This is a genomic window from Streptomyces sp. NPDC059861 (assembly GCF_042731435.1).
GTDB lineage: Bacteria > Actinomycetota > Actinomycetes > Streptomycetales > Streptomycetaceae > Streptomyces.
In genome coordinates, this window is the sequence record NZ_JBHWJQ010000026.1 from 80,063 (window position 1) to 105,791 (window position 25,729).

Consider the following 25,729-nt stretch of genomic DNA (forward strand, 5'->3'; position numbering starts at 1 on the left):
TGAGCGCGTTCGAGCCGGGTCGGCGCCCGTACCCCTATGGCGCCGACCCGCCGCCTTCCGCCCCCGTGACCCAAGCCGCCGGCCCGGTCGGCCTGTTCCTTCGTCCCGGTCCCGGACCTACGTGAGCTGCCGGCCCCGGGTTTCCGGGAGCGCCAGCACGCCGACGATCACCAGGATGTACCCCAGGGCCCCGATACCCATGGCCGCCTTCAGTCCGAAGACCGAGGAGAGCGCCCCGACGAGGGCGGGGAAGAACGCGGCGACTCCCCGGCCGAAGTTGTGGGCGACGCCCACGCCGACGCCGCGCACCCGACTGGGAAACAACTCGCTGAAGAACACGCCCGAACCGGCCAGCAGTCCGCACGCCGCCATCCCCAGCGGCACGCCCAGCACCAGCAGCAGGCTGTTGGCCCCCTCGGGTATCCAGGTGTAGGCGATCACACACACCACACCAGCGACCGCGAAGAGGATGTACGTCTTCCGGCGGCCGATCCAGTCGTGCAGGAACCCACCACTGGCGTAGCCGAGGAAGCAGCCGACGATGATGACCGAGAGGTAGCCGCTGGTGCCGACGATCGTCAGACCGCGCTCCTTGTGCAGGTAGGACGGCAGCCAGGTGAAGATGGCGAAGTACCCGCCTTGCGCCCCGATCCCGACCAGCAGGGTCAGCAGCGTGGTGCGCCGCAGGTCACGGCGGAACAGTGCGAGGAGTCCGCTCCACATCGACGCGGCGCTCTCCTCCTTGGCCCGGCGGCGATTCTCCTTCGAGGCGTCCGAGTCCTTGACGTTGCGCCGGATGAAGAGCAGCGCGAAAGCGGGGAGGATGCCGAGGACGAACAGGTAGCGCCAGGCGTCGGGGCCCGCGTGGCTGAAGATGACGGAGTAGGCGACGACGGCCAGGGCCCAGCCGACTGCGTAGGAGCTGGCGACGAACCCCATGATCCGGCCGCGGTGCCGGGCGGGGGCTATCTCGGCGATCAGGACCGCGCCGGCCGCGTACTCGCCGCCGAACCCGAGGCCCTGGAGCCCCTTGAACAGCAGCATCTGACCGTAGTTCTGGGACAGGCCGGACAGCGCGGTGAAGACCGCGAAGGTCGCGATGGTGATCATCAGGACCCGCACCCGCCCCACCCGGTCCGCGAGCAGACCCGCCAGTGCCCCGCCCACCGCCGAGGCCAGCACGGTGACGGTCACGATCAGGCCCGACTCGGTGGAGGTCAGCGCGAACGCCGCGGCGATGGACCCGAGGGCCAGCGGCAGGGTCATGAAGTCGAAGGCGTCCAGGCCCCATCCGGCGGACCCGGCCCAGAACGCGGGCCGGTGCTCGCGCGGGATGGAGCGGTACCACCGGGGGAAGGTCGCCTCCGGGGACGCCACAGCCGATGGCACGGCCGAGGGAGGTGCTTCGGTCACAGGGATCTCCTGAGGTCGTTCGACGGATGGGGATCTCGAACGCAAGGGATCTCGAACGAGCCGATCCCCTGAGGGTCGGGTTGCGATCGGACGGCGCCCCGGGGCGTCGCGACCGCTCCGCTACGAGAGCGACCGTTGCCGTCAGCTCTTCCAGACCGTCTTGAGGTTGCAGAACTCCCGGATGCCTTCCGCCGCGAGTTCGCGGCCGACGCCGGAGTCCTTGACGCCGCCGAAGGGCAGTTCGGGGTAGGAGATGCTCATGCCGTTGACGAACACGGCACCCGCTTCGAGGCGGGCGATCAGAAGCCGCTCCTCGTCGGGGTCGGTGGTCCACACCGACGAGCTGAGGCCGAAGGTCGTGTCGTTGGCGAGTGCGACGGCCTGCTCGATGTCGTCGACCCGGTACACCACGGCCAGCGGCCCGAAGGCCTCCTCGCGGAACACCCGCATCGAGGTCGTGACCTCCTCCAGCACCGCCGGCTCGAAGAACCACCCCTCGGTACCGACCGCCGACCCGCCGCACCGCAGAACGGCTCCCTTGGCGACGGCGTCGTCGACCAGATCGACGAGCTCGCGCCGACCGGACTCCGTGGCGATCGGACCGATCTCGGTCTTGTCGTCGAGCGGGTCACCGACGGTCAGCGCCTTCGTACCCGCGACGAAGGCCTCGACGAACTCCTCGTACACCTCGGTGTGGACGATGAACCGCTTGGCAGCGATGCAGGACTGGCCGTTGTTGACCGTGCGAGCGGTCACGGCGGTCCGGGCCGCCGCGCGGACATCGGCGGAGGGCAACACGATGAAGGGGTCGGACCCGCCCAGCTCCAGCACGAACTTCTTCACCTCGGAGCCCGCGACAGCCGCCACCGACCGGCCGGCGGGCTCGGAGCCCGTCAGCGTCACTGCGGCGACGCGCCGGTCGCGGAGAACCTCCTCGACGTCGGCCGCCCCGATGAGCAGGGACTGGAACGACCCGGCGGGGAAGCCCGCTCGTTCGAAGAGCGTGTCGAGGTACATCGCGGTCTGCGGCACGTTCGACGCGTGCTTCAGCAGGCCGACGTTGCCCGCCATCAGGGCGGGGGCGGCGAAGCGGATCACCTGCCACATCGGGTAGTTCCACGGCATGACGGCCAGAACGACACCGAGAGGCTGGTAGGAGGTGTAGGCAAGCGAGGCCTTGACGGTGCTCGGGTCGGCGAGCGGCTGATCGGCGAGCAGGCTTTCGGCGTTCTCCGCGTAGAACCGCATCGCCTGCGCGCACTTGAGGACCTCTGCGCGGGCCTGCGCGATCGGCTTTCCCATCTCGGTCGTGAGCCTGCGTGCAGTATGGGCCGCCTCGGCCTCGACCAGGTCGGCGGTCGCCCGCATCCACCGCGCGCGCGTGCCGAAGTCGGTGGCCCGGAGCGTCATGGCCGCGGCCTCCGCTCGCGCCAGTCGCTCGTCGAGCTGTTCCTTGGTGAGTGCGGCGAACTCTTCGACGAGCTCACCGGTTGCGGGGTTGACGGTGGCGATGGGCACGGAGCTCTCCTAGTGACGTGAACACCAATCAGGGGGAATTGGATCCATCGTAAGCACCGGATCGACTGTGCACCAGTGCTCTTGCATGACAAGAGCCGCAGCTAGCGCCTAGTTGGATCCATTTCGCGGCCCGTCGCCGTCGATGAAGAGCTCCGGGTGCGCGGTGAGTTCGACCCTGGTGCGGCGGATGTGCCCCGCGAGATACCGCTCGCAGTCCTCCGGGTCGCGCCGTCGCACGGCGTCGAGGAGCAGCCGGTGTTCGGCGTTGACGATCGCCGCCCGGTCGGGGTCGGCGAGAACCATGAACGCGCGGCGGTAGTGCTGGGTGGAGTTCCAGAGCCGCTCGGTCATGGCGAGCAGATGACCACTGGGGCAACCCGAATAGCTGGTCATGTGGAAGTCACGGTCCAGAACCAGGAACCGATTGACGTCGCTCTGGCTCTCGATCTCGTCCTGGATGCGCTCCAGACGGGCCAGGTGGTCGTCGGCGAGGTGGGAAAGGCTCTCGGTCAGGGTCAGCGGCTCCAGCCGCTCGCGCATCCGGTAGTACGTGTTCACGTCCTCGACGCTCAGCACCGGAACCCGCGCTCCCCGATTGGGGAACGACTCGGTGAGGCCCTCGGACTCCAGGATCCGCAGCGCCTCGCGCACCGGAATCCGGCTGGTGCCGAGGCGAGCCGCGAGTTCGTCCTGACGCAACCACGTGCCCGGCGTCAGATCCCCGGCGAGGATCTCGTCGCGGAGGATGCCGGCGATGTGCTGACTCCTGACACTGTCCGCCCCGCGCGGATCACGAGCGTGCGCAGGACTCAAGAGCAGTCACCTCTGAAACTCCGACGGGTCGCGGTCGTAGGCCTTGCCGTCAGGATAGGACACCAGCTCAAACTGCATTCCCCATGGTGAGAGGAAGTAGACCCACCGCTGACCCCGGGACGGTCCCGCACTGACGGTCGGCTCCCCCAGCACGGGTACACCCCTCGCCCGCAGGAACGACACGGCGTCGTCCAGGTCCTCGACGTACAGCGCGACATGGTGGCCGCCGACGTCGCTGTTGCGCGGGACGACCGCGCGCTGCGGGTCCGCCTCGTACGCGAAGACCTCGAACACGGCCTGCTCCCCGCACCGGTAGAAGCGCAGTTGACGCAGCACGGTCCGCGCGTCCACGTTCAGGTGCTCGGACATCCAGTCCTCCGCCGAGCTGAAGGGGCCGAGCGAGTACAGGTACTCGCAGCCCAGGACGTCCACGAGCCAGTCGTGCGCCTGCTCCAGGTCCGGCACCGTAAATCCGATGTGGTCGAGGCGCCTGAGGCCGGGGAGAGTCATGATCTACCTCCTTTGGATCCAAAGTGAACCCATAGTGACGTCATCAGAGCCAGAAGTCGAGCGATACCTTGTTATTGGATCCAATCCTGTGGCAGGGTCGTGGCACTTCGATCGACTGAAGGGGGCTCCCGATGCCCGTGGAACACACACTCGAAGCAAAGGCCGCGTGGTCGGAGTTCGTCGCCACCCGGGACGACTGGGACGCCGCGCCCGCGGACCTGTTGACGGGGATGTTCAGCCAACTCGTGCTGATCCGGACCTTCGAGGAGTACGTCCTCGAACTTGCCGCCGACGGGCTGATCCACGGACCCGCGCATTCCAGCATCGGTCAGGAGGGCGGCGCGGTCGGCGCGTGCTTCTCCCTGACCTCGCACGACACCGTGAACGGGTCGCACCGTGGCCATCACCAGTTCCTGGCCAAGGTGCTCGCCCATCTGCATCCGAAGGGCATCGACCCGACGAAGCCGTTCCCCGACGACGTCCGGGCCGTGCTCCTGCGCACGCTGCGCGAGATCTGCGGGCTGGACCAGGGATTCAGTCACGGCCGCGGCGGCAGCATGCACCTTCAGTGGCACGAGGCCGGCGCCATCGGGACCAACGCGATCGTCGGCGGCGGGGTGCCGCTCGCGGCCGGATCCGCGTGGGCGCACAAGAAGGCCGGCACCGACGCGGTGACCTTCACGTTCTTCGGCGACGGCGCGATCAACATCGGATCCACTCTGGAGAGCCTCAATCTCGCGGCGGCGTGGTCGCTGCCCGTGTGCTTCTTCGTCGAGAACAACCTGTACGCCGTCTCCACCCACGTATCCGAAGTCACCGCCGAGCCCCGGCTGTCCGGCCGCGGGCCGGGCTTCGGCATCCGGAGCTGGAAGGTCGACGGCATGGATCCGCTGGCCGTGCACCTCGTGACGCAGAAGGCCCTGGAGCACATGCGCGGCGGGCACGGTCCGACGATGATCGAGGCGGACGTGTACCGCTACTTCCACCAGAACGGTCCCTTCCCGGGCTCGGCGTTCCGGTATCGCACCAAGGAGGAGGAAGCGCAGTGGCGCGCCCGCGACCCGATCGACACCGTGGTGCGGCACCTGGTGCGACGCAGAATCCTCACCAAGAAGGCCGTGGCGGAGACGATCGAACGGGCAAAAGGCCTGATGACGCAACTCGGCGACGTCCTCCTCGAACCGCGGCCGGGCGGCAAGGCGGGTGAGCGACGCATCGTGCCCTCGGAGTGGCCGGATCCGGCATTCGTCGACGAAGGCATCCGTGGTGACCTGTCGGAGCTGGCCGGGATCGACTTCACCGACACCGAGGACTTCGCCGACGACCTGACCGACGTCAAGTTCGTCGGGGCCGTCGCCGGCGTTCTGGGCCGCCGCCTCGAAACCGATCCTCGCGTCGTGGTGATGGGTGAGGACGTGCACAAGCTCAACGGCGGTACCAACGGCGCCACTCGCGGGCTGAGTGAGGCGTATCCCGACCGCGTGATCGGGACTCCCATCTCGGAGAACGCGTTTGCGGGCCTCGGCGGCGGAATGGCGCTGGACGGCCGGTTCCGCCCGGTCGTCGAGTTCATGTACGCCGACTTCATGTGGGTCGCGGCAGACCAGTTGTTCAACCAGATCGGCAAGGCCCGCCACATGTTCGGCGGCACGGGCACGGTGCCGTTCGTCCTGCGCAGCAAGATCGCCATGGGTACCGGCTACGGATCACAACACTCGATGGACCCGGCCGGCATCTTCGCGACGGCGCCCGGCTGGCGCATCGTCGCCCCGTCGACGCCGTTCGACTACGTCGGCCTGATGAACACGGCCTTGGCCTGTGACGACCCGGTCGTGGTGCTCGAACACGTCGACCTGTACAACTCGACCGGCCCCGGCCTGCCCGACGGCTACGATCACCACCTGCCCGTCGGCAAGGCCGCCGTCCGCCGCGAGGGCGCGGCCCTGACGGTGCTGAGCTATCTCGCCATGACTCCGGCCGTGCTGGCCGCCGTGGCGGAGACCGGAGTCGACGCCGAGGTCATCGATCTGCGCTGGCTGGACCGCGCCAGCCTGGACTGGGACACCATCGCCCGGTCGGTCAGAAAGACCAACCAGGTGCTCATCGCCGAGCAGGGCGCCGTCGGCACCTCTTACGGCGGCTGGCTCGCGGACGAGATCCAGCGCCGGCTCTTCGACTGGCTCGACGCCCCGATCGAGCGGGTCACGGGCGGCGAGGCGTCGCCGAGCATCAGCAAGGTCCTGGAGCGCGCCGCGTTCGCCTCCACTGAGGAAGTCGTCGCCAGGCTGCGCGAGTTCTCGCGGGGGCAGAACAATGGCTGAGCTGCTGCGGATGCCCGAGGTGGCGGCCAACACCACCGAGGCCGTGCTTCTTTCCTGGAACGTCGGCGTGAACACCCCGTATGCGGTGGGCGATCCGATCGTCACCGTGGAGACCGAGAAGGCCGTCGTCGAGGTGGAGGCCGAGAGCGACGGTGTGCTTCTGCGCCTGTTGGCGGACGCGGGCTCGACCGTGGCGGTGGGCGAACCCATCGCCGCCTGGGGGAAGCCGGGCGAGTCGTCGTCCGAGGTGGACGCCCTGGTGGCTTCGCTGGGTACCGGACAGGCGCCGGTGACGGCCTCCACCACCCCGGCGCAGGCGCAGGACGCACCGGCGACGCGGGCAGGCGCGGCTGTCGCTCCGGCGCCCACCGACGCGGCACGGGACGGGGGCGGCGAGCGCCTCTTCGCCAGCCCGCTGGCGCGACGTCTCGCGCGTGAATCCGGCGTCGACCTGAACGCGGTGGTGGGGACCGGCCCGCGCGGCCGAATACGGCGGGCTGACATCGAGGCGGTCCTCGCCGGGCCGGCCCAGCCCGAGGAAACGTCGTCGGCAGACGCCCCGGCGGAGATCCAGAGCACCCGGTCTCCCGTGGTGGCTCCACGCTTCGTGGACGTGCCCAACACACGGATGCGGGGGGCCATCGCCCGCCGGCTCACGGAGAGCAAGCAGAACACGCCGCATTTCTACCTTCGCGCCGGCGCACGCGTCGACGCGTTGCTCGCACTGCGGCAACAGATCAACGCCGGCCAAGGCGTGCGCGTGTCGATCAACGACCTGCTCGTCAAGGCGATCGCGTCCGCCCACGTCAGCGTTCCCGCGATGAACGTGCAGTGGAACAACACCTCTGTCCGGCACTTCTCGGACGTCGACATCGCCGTGGCCGTCGCCACCGACGGGGGGCTGCTCACCCCGGTGATCCGGGGCGTGGACTCCCTGTCGATGAGCGGCGTCGCGGCGGCGACGAAGGACCTGATCGACCGCGCGAAGGAACGCCGGCTCCGCCAGGACGAACTGGAGGGTGGCACGATCTCGATCACCAACCTCGGCATGTACGGCACCGAGGACTTCGCGGCGATCATCAACCCGCCCCAGGCCGCGATCCTGGCCGTCGGCGCGGTGCGCCAGGAGGCGGTCGTCGAGGAGGGCGCGGTCACCGTCGCGTCCGTCCTGCGTCTGACCCTCGCCGTCGACCACCGGTCGGTGGACGGGGCCACCGCTGCCGAGTGGATGAAGGCGTACGTGGACGTGCTGGAACACCCGCTCCGCATCCTGCTGTGAGTGCGGGCCGACGAGAGGGCGGTGCGCCTCGGTCGGGTGGTGCCCGCGCCGGGGAGGCTCTTTCCCCCTGGCTAACGGTACGAGGCTCACACTGGCCTGCACCGATCCTGCTCCGAGGGTGAAGGAGGTGAGTGATGGAGGTCCTCAGCCTTGAGGTGCCCCACGGAAGGCGGGGCGCGGGTGGTGGCAGCCGCACCGGTGGCGCCTCCTCGTCGGCCAAGGTGGCGATCGGGACGTTCGACGGCGTTCACCTCGGCCACCGTCAGGTCCTCGACGGGTGCGACACGGTACTCACCTTCGACCCTCACCCGAGGCAGGTACTCGACCCGTGCCACGCGCCGGGCCTCCTGGGCGATCGCCGCCAGAAACTCCGCAAGCTCGGCTCCCTGGGGATCCGTCGGGTGGCGATCGTCCCGTTCGACCAGGCCTGGTCCCGGGTGTCGGCCGAGGAGTTCGTCGAAGGTGTCGTCGTCGAACAGCTCGGTGCGCGAGCCGTCAGTGTCGGCCAGGGCTTTCGATTCGGCGCCCGGGGCGCCGGGACGACAGGTACGTTCGATCGGTGTCCCGAGCTGAGCACGCGGATCGTCCCGCTGGTCACGAGGGGCTCGGCCGGTGAGCCGATCTCGTCGACCCGCATCCGCCGGCTGATCTCCGAGGGCGATGTGGAGTCGGCCGGTGAGCTGCTGGGATCCGCACTCGCCCTTCCGGCGGTCGTCGGCGACCGGGGCCGGCTTTTGATCTCCTCCGAATTCGCGCGCCCCGCACCTGGGTCCTACATCGGCTACGTGGACAGTCGGCCGTGCCGGCTCCGCGTGTGCCAGGACCTCTCGGTCGCGGGCGCCGGCACAGCGCGGACCGGCAGTCCCGTCCAGGTGACGTTCGTGAAGCAGGCCTCATGGGCCGAGTCACGCCCCGCAGAGCTGTGACCCCCACATGTAAGTGACACGTAAACACTCGCGCGTCCCGCCAAGTGCAGGCGGCGTGCGAGCTGCTCCACCACCCGCAGCAGTCCCCCTCTGGCAAGGAGTTGTGATGGCGCTTCCGACATTCGGGCCGAACGCGGTCGACTGGGAGACCCGCGTCGACATGAACAGGCTCCGCGAGGAGCGGCTGGCCCGCCTCCGCAAGTCGTTGGAGCAGTCCGAGGTCGGCGCCGTCCTGGCCTTCGACTTCTCCAACATCCGTTACATGACCTCGACCCACATCGGCACCTGGGGAATCGACAAGCTGATCCGATTCTCCCTGCTGGTCAGGGGCGGTGAGCCGATCGTCTGGGACTTCGGTTCGGCCGCCCGGCACCACCAGCTGTACAACCCCTGGCTGGACTACTCGAAGGCCCACTCGGACGGCGATCCGCACGGCGCCCACCATGGAGCCGATGCCCGCAACCCGAGCGGCGCCCGCGCCGGCATCTCGACCTTGCGCGGTGCCATCAACCCTCTGGTCGGGATGGCCGACTCCGTCGCCCGGAAGATCAAGCGGGAGCTGGAGCTCTACGGACTCCAGGACGAGCCGCTCGGCGTCGACGTCATCGAGCTCCCGGTCCTGATGGCCCTTCAGAACGCGGGCATCACCGTGGTCGACGGCCAGCAGGTGTTCCTGGAGGCCCGACGCGTCAAGACACGTGACGAGATCCACCTGCTGACCCACGCCTGCTCGATGGTCGACGCCGCCTACGAGAACCTCTACGAGTTCCTCCGGCCGGGAGTGCGCGAGAACGAGTGCGTGGGTGTGGTCGCCAAGACCCTCTACGACCTCGGCTCGGAGTTCGTCGAAGGTGTCAACGCCATCTCCGGTGAGCGGTGCGCACCGCACCCCCACGTCTTCTCCGACCGCATCGTGCGGCCCGGAGACCCCGCGTTCTTCGACATCCTGCACAGCTACAACGGCTATCGCACCTGCTACTACCGCACGTTCGCCGTCGGCAGTGCTTCCTCGGCCCAGCGCGATGCCTACACGCGGTGCCGTGAGTACATGGACGAAGCGATCAGCCTCGTCCGCCCCGGAGCCACGACGGCCGACATCGTCTCGGTCTGGCCCACGGCGCAGGAGTTCGGCTTCGCCGACGAGGAAGCGGCCTTCGCGCTTCAGTACGGCCATGGCGTCGGGCTGTCGATCTGGGAGAAGCCGGTGTTCTCCAGGCTGGTCTCCCTGGAGCACCCCGAGGTGATCGAGGAGGGCATGGTGTTCGCGCTGGAGACGTACTGGCCGTCGAAGGACGGCTGGGGCGCGGCCCGGATCGAGGAGGAACTGGTGGTCACCGCGGACGGGTGCGAGGTGATCACGAAGTTCCCCGCGGAGGAGCTGCTCGTCGCCGGCCGGCGCTACTTCACCGTCTCGGGACCGTTGCCGGCCGAGCGCGACTCGCAGTCGCATCTGAACACGGTTGCCGGGAGCCGTTCCAGCGGCCCGCAGGAGCCTGCCGATCTCCCGGTGTTCGGCACATAGCCCCTGCTCCGAGCCACGGTGCCTCAGCCGGGCCCGATCGGTCCAGGGCCCGTTGAGGCCGGCGGGAAAGGCCTTTCACACGCCTGGAACGGAGCCAGACTGGTCTGGACACGTTCCTTGAGATGCTGTGTGCGGGGGCAGTTGCGCGCGCTGTGCAGATGGACCGTACGGCACCTGACGCCCCGGTCGACGAGGTGTTCGTCGAGTCGTCTCGCCGCCTCGAAAGCGCGTATCCGCGAACTCCGCCATGAGCTCTGCGGCGGCGGCGCGGGAAGCCTCGACACGCTGTTGATGCGCCGCCGGCTCCGCCTGCTGACGCCTCAGCAACAGCTCCAGGCCGACTTCGGGAGTGACTGCTCTGAGCCGGTCCGGGCTCCTACCAGGAAGGCCTTACCAGGGCCAGCTCGCGCAACCGGTCAAGACCCCGGCGAACCGCTCCTCCGGCCACCCCAGTCGATCACCCAGCGCGGACGCGCTCGAAGGGGGATCCATCAGCAGGATCCGGTACAGAGCATGGGCCTCCGCGTCCAACCCGAGCATCGCCAGCATGAGGGCCGCCCCTCTCACAGTGTGGTTCAACAGTGGTAAACGGTGTGTGACTCCTCCGGACCGCGCCGGGCTGCTTTCTCCGCCGGAGTTGGGCATCGCACCAACGCGCCCAGCACCCGGCTGGTGGATCACTCACCTCGTGGTGCCCCCCGCACACAACACTTTGTCACAGTATTACGATGCATCCAGCGTCGCCCTGGGAGCCGGCAGTGACGGTCGTCGGTGACCTCCCCGGACCGGGCGGCGCCGACCTGACCTCGTAGAGAAAGACTCGGATGCGCATCAAGTACGTGAGCGTCGTGCTCGCAGGTTCCACCGCCTTGGCCGCACTGGCCGCCTCCCCGGCCGGCGCAGCCACCGGCACCCTTCCCAACCCTTCCGTCACCTCGGTCCTGAAGGTGCAGAAGCAGGCGATCTCAGCGGGGGCGCCCGGCGCCCTCACCCGCATCGACACGGGCAACTCCAGCTACCGCATCTCGTCGGGGCAGGCGGACACCGCCGCCCGCACGGCGATGGACGCCGACCGCCGGTTCCGGGTCGGCAGCGTCAGCAAGAGCTTCACCACGGTGGTGCTCATGCAACTGGTCGACGAGGGGCGTGTCGACCTCGACGCCTCGGCGAACAGCTACCTCCCGAAGGCACTGCCGGACGACCGCATCACCGTGCGGCACCTGCTCAGTCACCGCAGTGGGCTGTGGGACTACACCAACGACATGTTCTACTACACCCTTCCGGGCTTCGAGTCCGTGCGGAACAAGGTGTTCACCTACCAGGAGCTGATCGACCTGTCGACGGCCCACAAGGTGAACAACGAGCCGGGGGCCGCCTACAGCTACTCCAACACCAACTTCGTGGTGCTGGGCCAGCTCGTCGAGCACGTCACCGGCGTGCCGATGGCCACCCACTACCAGGAGCGCATCTTCGGGCCGCTGCGGCTGAAGAACACCTCCTACGTGCACCCGAAGACCACCCTCTCCGGTTCCTACGCACGCGGATACCTGCGCCAGGACGACACCACGCTGCCGCTGGTCGACTCCACCGAGCAGACCGTGTCATGGGGGCAGTCGGCCGGCGCTGTCATCTCCAACTCGGCCGACCTGAACCGCTTCTTCTCCTCCCTCGTCTCCGGCGAGCTCCTGCCCCAGGCGCAGTTGCAGGAGATGATGAGCATGGTTCCGGTCAACGCGGACGGCACCCAGTCGTACGGGCTCGGACTGCGCGGCCGCAAGCTCTCCTGCGGCGTCACGGTGTACGGCCACACGGGCACCGTCCAGGGCTACTACACGTACGCCTTCACCACCGCGGACGGCAAGCGCAGCATGACGTCCATGGCGAACACCTCCAACAACGGAACGGTGAACACCATCCTCGGCGGCACGCTGGAGGCCGCGTTCTGCGGCACCACCGTCGCCAAGGCCGACAAGTTCGCGGCCTCCGGTGACGAGGGGTTCACCGAGGACATCGCTCCTGGGGTGGTCCGCCACTGACGGATGCGTGACCGCCTTCCGGTCACCGCATGACACGCACAGCGCATGTGTGACGGGCCCGGGACGGCAACGCGTCCCGGGCCCGTCTGACACGGACGGTGGGTCACCTCAGGCCGAAGGCCCTCGTGACGGTCTGGTGCACGGCGTTGCCCCGGTCGTCGGCTGCCGTGGCGCGGACGGTGACGTAGGAGGCCTTCCTCGGCGCGTCGAGGGTGGTACGCCAGCCGTCACCGGAGCGGGTCACGTCGGCCTTGTGCCAGGTCCTGCCGTCGTCGTAGGAGAGCTCCACCGCGACCTTGCCGATCGCCGACGTGGGCGGCAGCACCTGATCCGGGTCGGACGACGTCGGGTGCGTCGCGGTGACGGTCAGGCTCGCGTCGCGCCGCGCCCTGCCGTCGCCGTCCGTGGCGACCGCGTGGTCGAGCTGGATCAGCGGCAGGGCCAGACCCTCGTACCGGGCTCCGGCGACGGAGGTGAAGTCCCACTCCGTCCTGGTCCTGGTGCTGTAGGGGTTGGCCCAGTTGCCACGGGCGGTCTCCAGCACGTACCGGTACGTCTGCCGTTCCGGTTTGAGCCCGGTGGCGATCACGAACGACCCGGTCATGGTGGCGAGCAGTGTGTCGCCCTGGTAGAGCGATGCCTCGGCCTGTGCGTCCGGCGTGACGGGGTATCCCTGACGGCCGGCGCCGCCGTCGCCCCACGCGGGGACGTCGACGGCCACCCAGTCGTCCTGCCGGAAGGCGAAGGCACCGGGGAAGGCGTCGCTGAGCCGCGGTCGGCTGACGGGTGCGAACCACTGGTCCTTCGTGGCGGTACCCCCCTTGTACCCGCGCGGCGGGGCCAGGATCCTGACCTCTCCGATCACGGTGGCGGCCTGCGCCCACCGGACGCCGGAGCCGGTGGATACCCAGTCGGTGCGAACTCCCCTCGCCGGGCGCGGGAGTTCGGTGCCCAAGCGGGCGGTGGTGTCGTCGGGCCAGACGTCGTAGCGGTACTCGCGCGCGTCGGCCTGCCGGTAGTTCTGGAACGCGACGTCGATCCGGGCCAGGTCCTTGCTGCCGGGCCGGTAGACCGTGTTCGCCGGCACCGCTCCGTCCCAGGCGTTCGCCAGGTCGTACAGGTAGTCGGTGGTGGGGTTGGAGAACACCTTCAGGGGGGTGCCGCCGCGGGCGGAGGCGAGGCGGATCAGACGGTCACCCTGGTCCTTGCCGACCGTGACGACGGTCAGCGGCGGGGTGACCTCGGTACGCGGGTCCAGCCGTCCGTCGCCGTCGTTGGCGACGATGAGCAGCTCGGCCCCGGCGTCCGCCGCCGCGGCCGCCTGCTCGCTCGCGGGCACCGTGTCGCTGCGGACCACGACGGCGGCCTTGCCGCGGACCCGCAGCCCCTTGTAGTCGGCTGCCGCGCCTGCTCCCGCGTAGACCGCGTCGAGACGGCTCGTGCCCTTGCGCAGCGGGGTGGTGCCGCGGCGGACGAGGATGTCGTCGACGGACTCCCGTACGGAGGCGAGCTTCACCGGGGGCTGCTCGTTGCGCCAGCGGGTCCTGACGGTGAAGTCGCCCTCGGTGACCTTCGCACCGGTGGGCAGGGTCCAGAAGCTGTCGTACGTGGACGAGGGATAGAAGGACAGACCGTGGGTGCCCGAGGCGTCGAGCGTGCGCACGTAGTCCACCCGCATGTCGGTGGTGACGGACTCCTTCGGGGTGACCGCGGTGACCTGGCGAGTCCTGGAGGCGTCGAACGTGAGCGTCGCGTCCCCGTCGAGCCGGAACTCCGGGTCGGCGACCATGGCGAGGCCGCGCGAGTGGGCACCGTGGGCACCCTCGACCGGGATCGCCGCGACGACCGACCAGGGCCCGGAGTACAGGGTCACGGTGGTGGAACCGGCAACGGATCCGCCCAGGGTGATCCCGGGTCGCTTGCCCTGCTGGAGCATGACGTAGTACTCGCCGGTGACGGGCTTTCCGGAGCGGTCCTCGGCCTTGATGGTGAGGTCGTGCAGCTCGAACATGGTCACGTAGCCGAAAGCCGTGCCGAGCTCGGCCGAGCCGCCTTCGGAAGCCTCGATGCGGGCGTCGTAGAGCATGCCCTCCTCGGCGCGGTCCGGGTGCGCGGAGACGGTGACCGTGGCTGTGCCGTACGCGGGCACCGTCACCGTCGGAGCCGACAGCGTGAACAGGCCGGCGGGGGCGTCGGCGGCCTCGACCGAGAGGTCGAAGGTGACCGCGGTGTCGCCGTCGTTGGTGTACGTCACCTCGCGGTCCACGCGTGCCCCCGGCGTCGGCGGCCACTCCTGAAGGGCGTTGACCACTCCGGTGGCGCGCACGGTGGCCTTGGCGGCCGCCGCGGCGTCCACCCGGCCGTTGCCCGCGTCGAAGGCCGAGTGGTCGGGCGTGGCCTTGGAGGTGCTGATCAGAGCGTCCTTGATCTGCTGCCCCGTCCAGTCCGGGTGCGCTGCCGCGGCCAGGGCGGCGGCACCCGCGACGTGCGGGGCCGCCATGGACGTACCGCTCATGGTGGTGTAGGCGCCCTCACCCGGCGCGTGCTGCGACCGGGCGGCCAGCACGTCGACGCCGGGGCCCGTGATCTCGGGCTTCAGCGCGCCGTCGCCGGCGCGGGGGCCGCGGCTGGAGAACGACGCGAGCCGGTCGGCCGAGTCGACGGCGCCGACGGCCAGCGCCGCGTCCGCGACGGCGGGTGAACTGACCGAGCCACGCGGGCCGCTGTTGCCCGCGGCGATCGTGAACAGTGTGCCGGTCTCGGCGCTGAGGGTGTTGACCGCTTCGCTCAGGGGATCGGTGCCGTCCGTCGCGTCGCCGCCCAGGCTCATGCTGACGATCTCGGCGTGCTGGTCCCGTGCGGCCCACTCCATGCCGGCCACGATCCAGGAGGCCTGGCCCGAACCGTTGTCGTCGAGGACCTTGCCGACGTGCAGCCGGACGCCGGGGGCGACGCCCTTCTCCTTGCCTCCGGACGCGGCGCCGGTGCCGGCGATGGTCGACGCGACGTGGGTGCCGTGCCCGTGGTGGTCGACGGCCGAGTCGTCGTCGGGGATGAAGCTGGTGGCGGCGGCGACCTGACCGTCCAGGTCCGGGTGACCGGCGTCGACGCCGGTGTCCAGCACCGCGACGTTCACGCCCTGGCCGGTGCTTCCGCTCTTCCATGCCTCGGGCGCGCCGATCTGCGCGACCGATTCGGCCAGATCGGCCTTGACCTTGCCATCCAGCCAGATGCGCTGGATGCCGCCGGCGAGCAGCGGCGCGGCGGCACGCCCGGCGGTCACGGCACCGTCGAGCGTGCTGCTGCGCAGGAGGGCGGAGTTGTTCACGTCCTCGGTGAGCGAGGCCCAGAACTTGCCGGCCTCGTCATGCTTCTCCGCGACCGCGGCACCCTGCACGCTGGTGAGCGTCCGGACGCGCTCGGCGCCCTCGGGCAGCGGCGCGGCGCCGCGCGCGTGGGCCGCGTCGGCGTAGCGGACGATCAGCGGCACGTGGTCGCTGTGCTCGTCGTCGTATCCGTCGGCGAGCAGCCGCGTGATGTTGAAGAGGTCCTCGTCGAGGATCCCCGCCGAGACGTACGGCAGCACTTCCTGCGGGTACACGAAGGTCTCGCCGTCGTGCGTGACGGTGTACGCCGCCACCGGGCGGCCCAGTGAGTCCTCCAGTGACGTGACCGCGGTCCTGCCGGCGCCCGTCACGGTCACCTTGTCGCCGTTGATCAACGTGATGGTCCGGGGAACGCCCGTGTCCTTGTGGGCCGCCAGGCCCGCCGGGAGCACGGCACCCGCCGCGGGGGTACCGGTCGGAGCGGCGGAAGCCGTGACCGCGCCGAGCGAAGGCAGCAGCGCCAGGGCGACACCGAGCGCCAGCACCCTTCGGCCGTGCAGGGGTGAGCCAGGCAAGGAAGCTCCTCGATGAGGGGAACATGAACAAGCGGATCGGCCAATGCCGAACAGGAATGATTCGTGCCCCCGAGTGGTCGTGTCGAGGTCATCGGACTGTCGTCTTGGCGTCATGTCGCAGAGGCGACATGACGCGCCTTCCCTCAACCACCCCTGCGGGCACCCTTGTTGATCCTGTGGAGACGCCATACGTGCGGACGGCGCGCCGAGTTGACGGTGATAGCATTCCGCCGTCTGCGACCTTGATCCACTTTGTTCGAGTGCCGGACCTGAGGTGCTCTTCGCACCAGCAGCAACGCGGTCCTTGTGTGACGGGTTGCGGGCCTTTGCGAGGTCCGTCGACGCCTGCATGCCATGCGCCGAGAAAGGTTTCCATGACTCAAGACGTGCTTCTTTGGTGCCTGGTTGCGATAGCGGTGACAGCCATTGCCGCAGTCGTGGCTCTCGTACTTCGCAACAAAGCCCTGGGGGTGAGGAAGAGGGAGTCCGAAGCCTCCCTGGGGCAGCGGCTGAACTACACCGAGGCCGAACTCACCCGCGTGCAGCACGAACTGGCGAAGGTCCGGAGCGAGCAGGACGGTGTGATCCGGGAGGCCGAGCAGGCCGCGGAGGAGAGCACCAAGGCGGTCCTCAAGGGCGCCGCCCGCTTCCTGCAGAGCCTCGCGGTCGAGCAGACCGTGCTGCTGGACGAGATCCAGCGCAAGTACGGCGGGCACACCGTCCTCTCCGACCTGATGGAGGTCACTCACGCCAACGCGCAGATGGCCCGTAAGGCTCAGGGCATCGCGGTCATGTGCGGTGCGCCTCTCGGCCGGCGCAACCAGCCCGCCAGCGTCTACGACGTCGTCCGCAGCGCCCAGAGCCAGATCCGGAACTTCCACCGGGTCGAGATCATGCAGCCGAGCGGCATCGCTCTGAAGTCGTCCGCCGTCGCTCCGGTCGCCCTGGCCGTCGCCGAACTGCTCGACAACGCTGCCAGCTTCTCGCAGGCGGACGCGCCGATCGAGGTGACGTTCCAGCGCGTGCAGAAGAACCTCTGCATCGTCATCGACGACGCCGGCGTCAGCATGAGCGACGAGGACCGGCAGAAGGCGACCGCGCTGCTGGCCGGCGACGCCGTTCCCCGGCTGTCCCAACTGGGCACCCAGCCGAAGTTCGGCTTCCCCGTCATAGGTCTGATCGCTCGTCAGTACGGCTTCAAGGTCGACGTCACCGGAGTCTCCCGTTACGGCGGCGTCCGGGCCGTCGTCCTGCTGCCCGAGGAGTTGTGGACCATGGAGGAGACCACCCCGCCGGCCACCGAGGCGCAGGTGAGCAGCATCCGACGCGGCGAGAGCCGCGAGCAGTCCGCGCGTACGATGCACGGCCTGCCGAAGCGTGGAGCGCGTAAGTCGCCCATCGCCAGTGTTCCCGACGGGAACACCTCCGGCGGTGAGCAGACGCCCAGGAGGGCATCGCGCCCTTCCGGCGGCGGGTTGGGGGCATTTCAGCGCGGCACACTGTCGGGCCGTGACCTCGAAGCCCCGACGCCTGAAGGGTCCGAAGACGCATGACAACTACAGACATGTCGTGGATGGTCCAGGACATCGTGGACAACGTACCCCGGGCGCGGCACGCCGTGGTGCTGTCCGCGGACGGACTTCCACGCGGGTCGACGGACGGCCTGAACCAGAAGGACGTGCGGACCATCTCCGCGGCCATGGCCGGGATGCAGTCGCTCAGCCGGGCGACCGCCCACTTCGCCGGACCCTCGCAGGACCGGCAGTGGAATCAGACGATCGTCGAGTTCTCGCACGGCTGGGTGTTCCTGATCGGGGCCGGCCAGGGGGCCTACCTGGCCGCCGCCGCCGAGCCCGATGTCGACATGCAGCAGATCTCCTTCCGCATGAACCGCCTGGTCGCCCGGCTCGGCAACAACCTCACCTCCCCGCCGCGGGTGAGTGCCGCGGACGCGGCCAGGGCCGCGGGTGGTGGCGCCGCGCGGCAGGAGGAGGCGAGCGGTTCGGGATTCGTCCTGGCCGAACTGGACGAGGTGATCGCCTCCGTACGCGGCGCCCGTCACGCCCTGCTCCTCGGGGCGGACGGTCTGCCCCGCGGCGCGAGCACGGGGATCGGCAGGGACCTGGCGGACACGATCTCCGCGGCCATGACGGGGATCCACGCCTACAGCCGTGCCACGGCTCCGTTCGCTGGCGGCCTGCGGGACGACGAGTGGCGGCAGACGGTCATCGAGTTCCGGCACGGCTGGATCTTCCTGATCGCGGCCGGCGCCGGCGCGTTCCTGGCGGCCGCCGCCGAACACGACTGTGACATCGAGGAGTTCACCACGCGTCTCAGCGACGTGATACCTGCGCTCGTGGCGCGGCAGGTGTCGCAGGGAGGGAGGGCCGGCGATGCATGACGAACCGGACGGCGAGCTGGAGCTGACGTCGGCGTTAGTGCCGCTGTTCGTCATCGCGAAGGGACGTGCCCTGCCCGCGGAGCACGAGTACGAGCACACCACGCTCGTCACCGCCCAGGAAGGGGCCTCGGCCGCCGCTCGCACCCTGTCCCCGGAAGCCCGCACGGTCATGGACCTGATCGCCGACGGCTTCCTGTCCGTGGCCGAGGTGTCCGGCTACACCCGGCTGCCCCTGGGCATCGTGCGCATCCTGCTGGCGCAGATGGCGGAGGACGGCCTGATCTTCGTGAGGAATCCGGCGCCACGAGCCGAACGTGTCGACCGCGAACTGCTCACCGCCGTACTCGACGGCCTGAAGACACGATTCGGAGCGTAAGCCGTGTATCTGGATCCAGCCGTCTCCCGTTCCGTGAAGATCCTCGTCATGGGCCACTTCGGGGTCGGGAAGACCACTTTCATCGGAAGCATCTCCGAGATCGAACCCCTCCAGACCGAGGAGGAGATCACCGAGGCCAGCGAGGGCTTCGACGACCTGTCGGGCACCCCGGACAAGACCACCACGACCGTGGCCATGGACTTCGGGCGTCTGACCCTCAGCGACACCCTCGTCCTCTATCTCTTCGGTACGCCGGGACAGGAACGCTTCAAGGAGATGTGGGAGGGCCTGTCCCGGGGCGCACTGGGCGCACTGGTGCTGGTGGACCCCGAGCGACTGCACGAGAGCTTCCCCATCCTGGACCTGGTCGAGCAGTTCGGCCTGGGCTACGCCATCGGCGTCAACCGCTTCGACGGAACCCCCGACTACCCGCTCGACGAGGTACGCGAGGCACTCAACCTCTCCGATGAGACCCCGATCATCCACTGCGACGTGCGGAGCCAGGACTCCGCGGCGCAGTCCCTCATCACCCTCGTGAAGCACCTCATGTCCATACTTGGCTAGGAGCCACGGCATGCACCAGCAGTCCGACCCGACCGGCATACCGGCCGGCTGCCCCGCGCACGGCAACACCCCGCTGTACGGACCCGAATTCGGCTCCGACCCCGAGCGCCAGTACGCCAAGCTGCGCTCGCTGGGGCACAGCGCCCCCGTCGACATCGCGCCGGGTGTCCAGGTCGAGCTCGTGACGAGTTACGACGCGAGCCTGTACATCCTGCAGAACCCGGCCGTGTTCGTGCGGGACTCCCGCCGCTGGAACGCGCTGAACGAAGGGCGCGTCCCCGCCGACAGCCCGGCGCTGCCCATGATGGGTTACCGCCCCAACGCGCTGTTCAGTGACGGCGCGGCACACGCTCGGCTGCGGCAGGCGGTCACGGACAGCCTCGCCACGGTCGACCAGGTCCGGCTCGTCCGCCTGGTCCAGCAGTCGGCCGACTACCTGATCAGCCGGTTCAGCTCCGACCCCGTCGGTGAGGCCGAGCTGATGACCTCCTACGCCCAGCCGCTGCCGCTTCTGGTCTTCGGCGAACTGTTCGGCTGCCCGCCCGAGCTCGGCGACCGTGTCATCACCGGAATCACCGGCATCTTCCAGGGCACCCCGGGCGCCGACGAGGTACTCGGCGGCGCGCTCGCCGAACTGATCGCCCTCAAGCGCCGCCAGCCGGGTGAGGACCTCACCACCCGCCTGATGGTGCACTCCGCCCGGCTGACCGACGAGGAGGTGCTGCACCAGCTCGTGACGCTGCTCTCCGGTGGAACGGCGCCCCTGGCCGCCGCGATCGGCACCAGCAGCGCCCTGTACCTCAGCGACGCGTGGCCGGCCGGTCTGCCGATCGAGGACGCGGTCGTGAAGACGCTGTGGAACTACGCGCCGATCGCCAACTACGCGGCGCACTACCCCACCCAGGACATCGAGCTGGGCGGCAGGACGCTGCGGGCCAACGACCCGGTGCTGATCTCGTTCGCGGCGGCCAACACCGACCCGAAGCTGACCGAGCACCGCGAGCAGCTGAGCGCCAAGGCCCACCTGGCCTTCGGTGCCGGCCCCCACGCCTGCCCGGCCAAGGACCCGGCGTTCATGATCGCGGCCACGGCGGTCGAGTCCCTGCTCAACCGGCTCCCCGACATCGAGGTGCGCGTCCCCTTCAAGGAACTCGTCTGGGTGCCTGCGCCGTGGAGCCGCTCCCTGACGGCCGTTCCCATCCGGTTCACGCCCCGCGCCGTCCCGTCGGCGGCCGTCTCCGCGACCACGGCCGCGCGGCCCGGCCAGCCGGCACAGCCGTCCACGGCCGCGCCCCAGACGGCCCCTCTTCGCTCGGCCCAGGAAGCGACGCAGCACAAAGGTGGGCTGTTCAGCCGCTTCCGGGCATGGGTGAGGGGCGAGTGATGTAGGTAACCATAAGAAGCCACAGTGTTATTGGATGCATCAAACACCTCACGGGTACGTATGGCGGCTGATCCTCAGAAAGGAGCCGTCATCGTGGGGACTGCCACGGCTAGCTCGGCCGACCGTCGGGCCACCGTCTCCCTGTTCTCCCGCCTCCGCACGGCTGAAGGACAGGCCGATCCCTTCCCGATCTACGAAGAGCTCCAAGCGCGGGGTGGAGTCAGCCCCGCCCCATGGGGCGGTTTCCTCGTCACCACTTTCGGCACGTGCGACCAGGTGCTGCGCAGCGGCACCTGGCTCGAACCGGACACGAGCTGGAGGGAACAGCAGGGCGAGCGCACCCGCTGGAGCGCCTCCTCCTCCCGGGAGATCAGCCGCACCCTGCCCGCGCTCAACCCCCCTGAGCACACTCGTGTGCGCCGGTCGGCGGGCAACTTCGACCGCCACACCATCGAGCGCATCGGCCACCGGGTGAACCAGGTCGTCGACCGCCTCCTCGACAACGTGCGGGAGCGCCTGCACGAAGGGGAGGCGGACTTCGCCGCCCTGGTGTGCGAAGAGCTTCCCGTCGCCACCGTCGGCGACTGGCTCGCGCTGCCGAGCGCGGACTGGCCCCGGCTTCGCGAACTGACCCACGACCAGGTGTTCACCCAGGAGCTGCTTCCCTCGGCCAGCCAGTTGGCCCGCTCCGACATCGCCATGGCGGAACTGCGCGCCTACTTCCTCGACCTGGTGCGCGAGCGGCGCGCACATCCGGGCGAGGACCCCGTGTCCCGATGGATACGCACATGGGACGCCATGGAGCCGGACCAGGACAAGGCCGATGAAGCGGTCTACTTCCTCACCCTGTTCGTCCTGCTGGCGGCCCTGGAGACGACCTCGACCCTCCTGTCGACGATGACGCTGCTCCTCGTCGAACACCCCGATCGCGGGCGCCTGCTCACCGAACAGCCCGACCTCGTGCCGGCGTTCGTGGAGGAGGCGCTGCGCTACGACCCTCCCACCCACGTGATCAGCCGGATCGCCGCCTCGGACTGCCTCCTGGAGGGCGTCGAGGTCCGCGCGGGCGAGATGGTCCACCTCATGGTGGGAGCCGCCCAACGCGACCCCGCCCGCTTCGCCCGTCCCGAACTGTTCGACCCCCACCGCAAGCCCGCCCATCTCGCCTTCAGCGCAGGCATCCACTACTGCCTCGGAGCGCCGCTGGCCAGGCTCGAGGCCCAGACCCTGCTACGCCGGACCGTCACCCGCCTGCCCCGGCTCACCCTGGTGCGCCGGCCCGCCCGTGCCCCCCGGGTGGCGTTCAGGCGCCTGCTGAACTTGGATGTCGCCCTCGCATGAACACCTCGATCGCCCCCGCCCTCGCCGCACCCCTGTCCGCGCACGCGCACCTCGGCGTCACGCAGACCGGCCCCGTCCTCCACGTCCGGCTCAACCCCTCCCTCCAGGACGACACTCTCGGCGCCGCCGTCCTGGACGAACTCACCGATGTCCTCGACAGCCTCCATGAACGGCCGGACATACGCGTCCTGGTGCTCTCCTCCTCCGGCGAGGACTTCTGCCTGGGAGCCGACCGCCGGGAATTCCAGGAGGCGTTGGCCACGGACCCGACCGCGGGGGCACTGCGCCGCATCGCGGACAAGGCCCACCGTCTGTGTCAGGCCCTGGAGAACACCCACGCCGTCACCATCGCCCGGCTCCACGGCAAGGTCATCGGCGCCGGCCTCGCACTCGCCGCGCACTGCGATCTCCGCGCCGGATCGGACACCGCCCAGTTCCGCATGCCCGAGGTCGGTGTCGGACTCGCACCCGCCTGGGGCGGTGCCATGGGCCGCCTGATCTGGGAGGCCGGCGCCGCGAGGATCCGCGAACTCATGCTCACCTGCGACGCGTTCGACGCCGCCACCGCCCATCAGCTCGGGTTGCTCCACAAGGTGGCACCGGTCGAGCAGCTGGACGACGTCGTCACCGCCTGGACGAAACCCCTCGCCCGGCGCTCCCCCGAGGCACTCGTCCTGACCAAACGCATGCTCACGGCCTACGCGAAGGCCGCCCGCACGGGCGACCTCGCGCTGCTGGACTCCCACCTGCTGACCAGTCGGCTCACACCACAGCCAAGGCGGTGACGACAGGTCCCGGGCGCTGACGCGGAATCGTCACCGCGGATGCCGGGGCCACTGAACCAGTGGCGTCGTCCGGGGAACCGCGGACAGTACGCCTCAGCACGCACGAGGGCCCTGCCGGGAACGGCAGGGCCCTCGTCCTTCCGAGCGGGGCGAAGCTCGTCAGGTGGCGAGCGGTGCGGCCGCGGGTTCCGGGTCGGTGCCGTGTCCGGGGCCCGGGACACCCACCGGGTCGCGCGGCGGCTCGGAGAGCTGCTCGCGTACGTAGTTCCAGACCACCGCGATCAGCGCGGCCGCCGGGACGGCGAGCAGACTGCCCACGATGCCCGCCAGGCTGCCGCCCAGGGTCACCGCGAGCAGGACGACCGCCGCGTGCAGACCGAGCCCCCGGCTCTGGATCATGGGCTGGAAGACGTTGCCCTCCAACTGCTGGACGACGACGATGATGGCCAGCACCATCAGGGCGTCCGTCAGCCCGTTCGACACCAGGGCGATGAGCACCGCGACGAAACCCGCGAAGAGGGCGCCGATGATCGGCACGAACGCGCACACGAAGGTGAGCACGGCCAGCGGGAGGACCAGCGGCACGTCCAGGACCCAGAGTCCGATGCCGATGAGGACGGCGTCCAGCAGACCGACCGCCGCCTGGGAGCGGACGAAGGCCCCGAGGGTGTCCCAGCCGCGCTCGGCGACGGCCGGGACGTCGTCCGCGAGGCGCCCGGGCAGCTGGCGGGCGAGCCAGGGCAGGAAGCGCGGCCCGTCCTTGAGGAAGAAGAACATCAGGAAGAGGGCGAGAACGGCCGTCACCACCCCGTTGACGACGGTGCCCACACCGGTGGCGAGGGTGGTGACCATGCTGCCGACACTGCTCTGGAGACGGTCGGTCGCGCTGTCCAGGGCGGTGGTGATCTGATCGTCGCCGATGTTCAGCGGCGGGCCCGCGGCCCACTCCCGTACGCGCTGGATGCCCTCGACCACTCCGTCGGTCAGCTCGCCGGACTGCGAGGCGACCGGGACGGCGATGAGCGCCACGGCACCGGCGGCGACCGCGAGGAACAGCACGGTCACCACCGACGCGGCCAGGGCCGGCGGCCAGCCGTGACGACGCAGGAACCGGGCGACGGGCCAGGTCAGCGTGGTGAGGAGCAAGCCGATCACAAGGGGCCAGACGATCGGCCACATCCGGCCGAGAAGCCAGAGCACCACCGCGGTCCCCACGAGGACCAGCAGCAGCTCCGCCGATATGCGCGCCGAGGCACGGAGTGCGGCGCGGGTTCTCGCAGGGCTCAATGAGGCAGACATGCGATCACCCTATGCGCCACCACTCCCCCACGGCCGCCGCGGCCCGCCGATCGTCCGCACGGGTGCCGAGCCCTCCGGACCTGCGGCCGACAGGCGCCGTGCCGGAGGGACTTGGCGGGACGCGGGACCGACTTGACGGGCGGTCAGCCGGGCAGGACGCCGACTCACGCCGACTCACGCCGCCGCAGCTCCGCCCTCACCACCAGTTCGTCCCCGCTCAGCGGGCCGCTCCTGGTCAGCAGGCGGGCCGTCTGTTCGACCGCGAGCGCGCCCAGCTGCCGTGTGTCCAGGGCCACGGTGGACAGGGGCGGCTCGACCAGTTCTCCGAGTTGGAGGCCGTCGAAGCCGATCACGGCGAGGTCCTGGGGCACCGTACGCCCGAGCCGGCGTGCGGCGCGCAGCGCTCCTATGGCGATGATGTCGTTGAACGTGAACACGGCGGTCACGTCGGGATGGGTGGCGAGGAGCTCCTTCAGCGCGTGCTCCCCGCCCTCGACGCTCTGGTCCGCGCGGCTCACCGACCCGGCGTCCAGTCCACAGGCGGCCATGGCGCCCGCGAACCACTCGTGGCGGATGCTCGGCTCGGAACGGCCCGCGTGATCGAGCATGCCGATGCGCCGGTGGCCCGACTCGACCAGGTACCTGATCGCCGCGTGCACGCCTTCCTGACCGTCGATCCGGATCGCGCTGAACCGCTCGGCGTCGTGCTCGCGGTCGATGAGCACCACGGGCAGCCCTCGAGTCAGCTTGTCGATCTCGGCCTCGGTCTGGCTCAGGTATCCCACGACGGCGTCCACCTGCGAGGCGATCACCTCGAGCGTGCCCCGCTCCTCCTCGATGCGGTCCCCCGTGTCGTACACGACGACATGCCAGCCACGCGCCCGCGCCGCGTCCAGCGCGGCGGCGGCGACCTCCGTGAAGAACGGGTTGAGCAGATCGGGGATCACGAGCCCGACACTGATCGTGTCCTGCCGGACGAGCCCCCTGGCGAACCGGCTGGGCCGGTACCCCAGCTCCAGGGCCGCGTCGAGGACGCGCTGCTTGGTGGAGTCCCCGATCTCGTCCTTGTCGTTGAGCGCCCGTGACACGGTCTGCCGGGACACCCCCGCGGACCGGGCCACATCGTCGATCGTCACCCTGCGAGGGCCCGTCCCCGACGCCGCCATCACTCACCTCCGCCTAGTTGTCGTTGCCTGTGCGCCGATTCCTTGACACCCGGCCGCACCGAAGCGCACACTCCCAATCACTTCGCAACAACTCCCCCGTCATCCCGCCGTTACCGCTCCCGTGAGCGATCACGTTACCGCTCACGGAACCTGATTCCAACCAGAAGGCATCCC

19 protein-coding genes are annotated in these 25,729 nt (G+C 69.7%); 12 read left to right on the plus strand and 7 right to left on the minus strand.

All coding sequences use genetic code 11. The features are described from left to right. Positions 1-117 precede the first annotated feature (117 nt). The 4 genes from ACFV6X_RS22775 to ACFV6X_RS22790 form a co-directional block, all read right to left on the minus strand. Positions 118-1,413, minus strand: a complete 1,296-nt coding sequence (locus ACFV6X_RS22775) for an MFS transporter (RefSeq protein ID WP_385386171.1) — start codon at positions 1,411-1,413, stop codon at positions 118-120. A gap of 141 nt (positions 1,414-1,554) precedes the next feature. After that, complete coding sequence (locus ACFV6X_RS22780; RefSeq protein ID WP_385386173.1) at positions 1,555-2,931, minus strand: NADP-dependent succinic semialdehyde dehydrogenase; 1,377 nt, start codon at positions 2,929-2,931, stop codon at positions 1,555-1,557. A gap of 108 nt (positions 2,932-3,039) precedes the next feature. Continuing rightward, positions 3,040-3,744: a GntR family transcriptional regulator gene (locus tag ACFV6X_RS22785; protein ID WP_385386174.1), complete on the minus strand. Its 705-nt coding sequence runs from the start codon at positions 3,742-3,744 to the stop codon at positions 3,040-3,042. A gap of 6 nt (positions 3,745-3,750) precedes the next feature. Continuing rightward, complete coding sequence (locus tag ACFV6X_RS22790) at positions 3,751-4,254, minus strand: VOC family protein (protein ID WP_365447838.1); 504 nt, start codon at positions 4,252-4,254, stop codon at positions 3,751-3,753. Positions 4,255-4,385: 131 nt separating this feature from the next. Here ACFV6X_RS22790 and ACFV6X_RS22795 point away from each other — a divergent pair, with 131 nt between their 5' ends. The 5 genes from ACFV6X_RS22795 (at position 4,386) to ACFV6X_RS22815 (ending at position 12,338) form a co-directional block, all read left to right on the plus strand. Continuing rightward, entirely contained in the window at positions 4,386-6,575 is a 2,190-nt protein-coding gene (locus ACFV6X_RS22795; RefSeq protein WP_385386176.1) for a thiamine pyrophosphate-dependent enzyme, read from the plus strand. After that, entirely contained in the window at positions 6,568-7,854 is a 1,287-nt protein-coding gene (locus ACFV6X_RS22800) for a dihydrolipoamide acetyltransferase family protein (RefSeq protein WP_385386178.1), read from the plus strand. Before ACFV6X_RS22795 ends, ACFV6X_RS22800 begins: the two co-directional genes overlap by 8 nt. A gap of 134 nt (positions 7,855-7,988) precedes the next feature. Next, positions 7,989-8,780, plus strand: a complete 792-nt coding sequence (locus ACFV6X_RS22805) for a hypothetical protein (RefSeq protein WP_385386180.1) — start codon at positions 7,989-7,991, stop codon at positions 8,778-8,780. 106 nt (positions 8,781-8,886) lie between these two features. Beyond that, positions 8,887-10,302 carry a M24 family metallopeptidase gene (locus ACFV6X_RS22810; protein WP_385386182.1) on the plus strand — a complete coding sequence of 472 codons (1,416 nt, stop codon included), beginning with the start codon at positions 8,887-8,889 and terminating at the stop codon, positions 10,300-10,302. A gap of 824 nt (positions 10,303-11,126) precedes the next feature. Then, a complete protein-coding gene (locus tag ACFV6X_RS22815) occupies positions 11,127-12,338 on the plus strand; it encodes a serine hydrolase domain-containing protein (RefSeq protein ID WP_385386184.1) in 1,212 nt (403 codons plus the stop codon). Positions 12,339-12,441: 103 nt separating this feature from the next. On the opposite strand, the gene ACFV6X_RS22820 is transcribed toward ACFV6X_RS22815, so the two are convergent. Continuing rightward, positions 12,442-16,239, minus strand: a complete 3,798-nt coding sequence (locus tag ACFV6X_RS22820) for a S8 family serine peptidase (RefSeq protein ID WP_385386186.1) — start codon at positions 16,237-16,239, stop codon at positions 12,442-12,444. A gap of 374 nt (positions 16,240-16,613) precedes the next feature. On the opposite strand from ACFV6X_RS22820, the gene ACFV6X_RS22825 reads away from it, so the two are divergent. From ACFV6X_RS22825 to ACFV6X_RS22855, 7 genes are read left to right on the plus strand one after another with little or no spacing between them, the layout of a single operon-like run. Further along, positions 16,614-17,792, plus strand: a complete 1,179-nt coding sequence (locus tag ACFV6X_RS22825; RefSeq protein ID WP_385386187.1) for an ATP-binding protein — start codon at positions 16,614-16,616, stop codon at positions 17,790-17,792. A gap of 20 nt (positions 17,793-17,812) precedes the next feature. Continuing rightward, entirely contained in the window at positions 17,813-18,640 is an 828-nt protein-coding gene (locus ACFV6X_RS22830) for a roadblock/LC7 domain-containing protein (protein WP_385386222.1), read from the plus strand. Beyond that, entirely contained in the window at positions 18,633-19,016 is a 384-nt protein-coding gene (locus ACFV6X_RS22835) for a DUF742 domain-containing protein (protein ID WP_385386189.1), read from the plus strand. The genes ACFV6X_RS22830 and ACFV6X_RS22835 overlap by 8 nt, the downstream gene beginning before the upstream one ends. A gap of 3 nt (positions 19,017-19,019) precedes the next feature. Next, the gene (locus ACFV6X_RS22840) at positions 19,020-19,580 is read left to right on the plus strand and encodes an ATP/GTP-binding protein (protein WP_385386191.1); all 561 of its coding nucleotides are present in this window, start codon (positions 19,020-19,022) and stop codon (positions 19,578-19,580) included. Between the two features lie 10 nt (positions 19,581-19,590). Next, positions 19,591-20,964 carry a cytochrome P450 gene (locus ACFV6X_RS22845; RefSeq protein ID WP_385386193.1) on the plus strand — a complete coding sequence of 458 codons (1,374 nt, stop codon included), beginning with the start codon at positions 19,591-19,593 and terminating at the stop codon, positions 20,962-20,964. A 60-nt stretch (positions 20,965-21,024) separates the two neighbouring features. Further along, positions 21,025-22,305: a cytochrome P450 gene (locus ACFV6X_RS22850; protein WP_385386194.1), complete on the plus strand. Its 1,281-nt coding sequence runs from the start codon at positions 21,025-21,027 to the stop codon at positions 22,303-22,305. Further along, positions 22,302-23,090 carry an enoyl-CoA hydratase/isomerase family protein gene (locus ACFV6X_RS22855; protein WP_385386196.1) on the plus strand — a complete coding sequence of 263 codons (789 nt, stop codon included), beginning with the start codon at positions 22,302-22,304 and terminating at the stop codon, positions 23,088-23,090. Before ACFV6X_RS22850 ends, ACFV6X_RS22855 begins: the two co-directional genes overlap by 4 nt. A gap of 159 nt (positions 23,091-23,249) precedes the next feature. On the opposite strand, the gene ACFV6X_RS22860 is transcribed toward ACFV6X_RS22855, so the two are convergent. Continuing rightward, on the minus strand, positions 23,250-24,389 hold the full coding sequence (locus tag ACFV6X_RS22860) for an AI-2E family transporter (protein ID WP_385386198.1): 1,140 nt from the start codon (positions 24,387-24,389) through the stop codon (positions 23,250-23,252). Between the two features lie 164 nt (positions 24,390-24,553). Continuing rightward, a complete protein-coding gene (locus tag ACFV6X_RS22865) occupies positions 24,554-25,555 on the minus strand; it encodes a LacI family DNA-binding transcriptional regulator (protein ID WP_385386200.1) in 1,002 nt (333 codons plus the stop codon). Between the last annotated feature and the right edge of the window lie 174 nt (positions 25,556-25,729).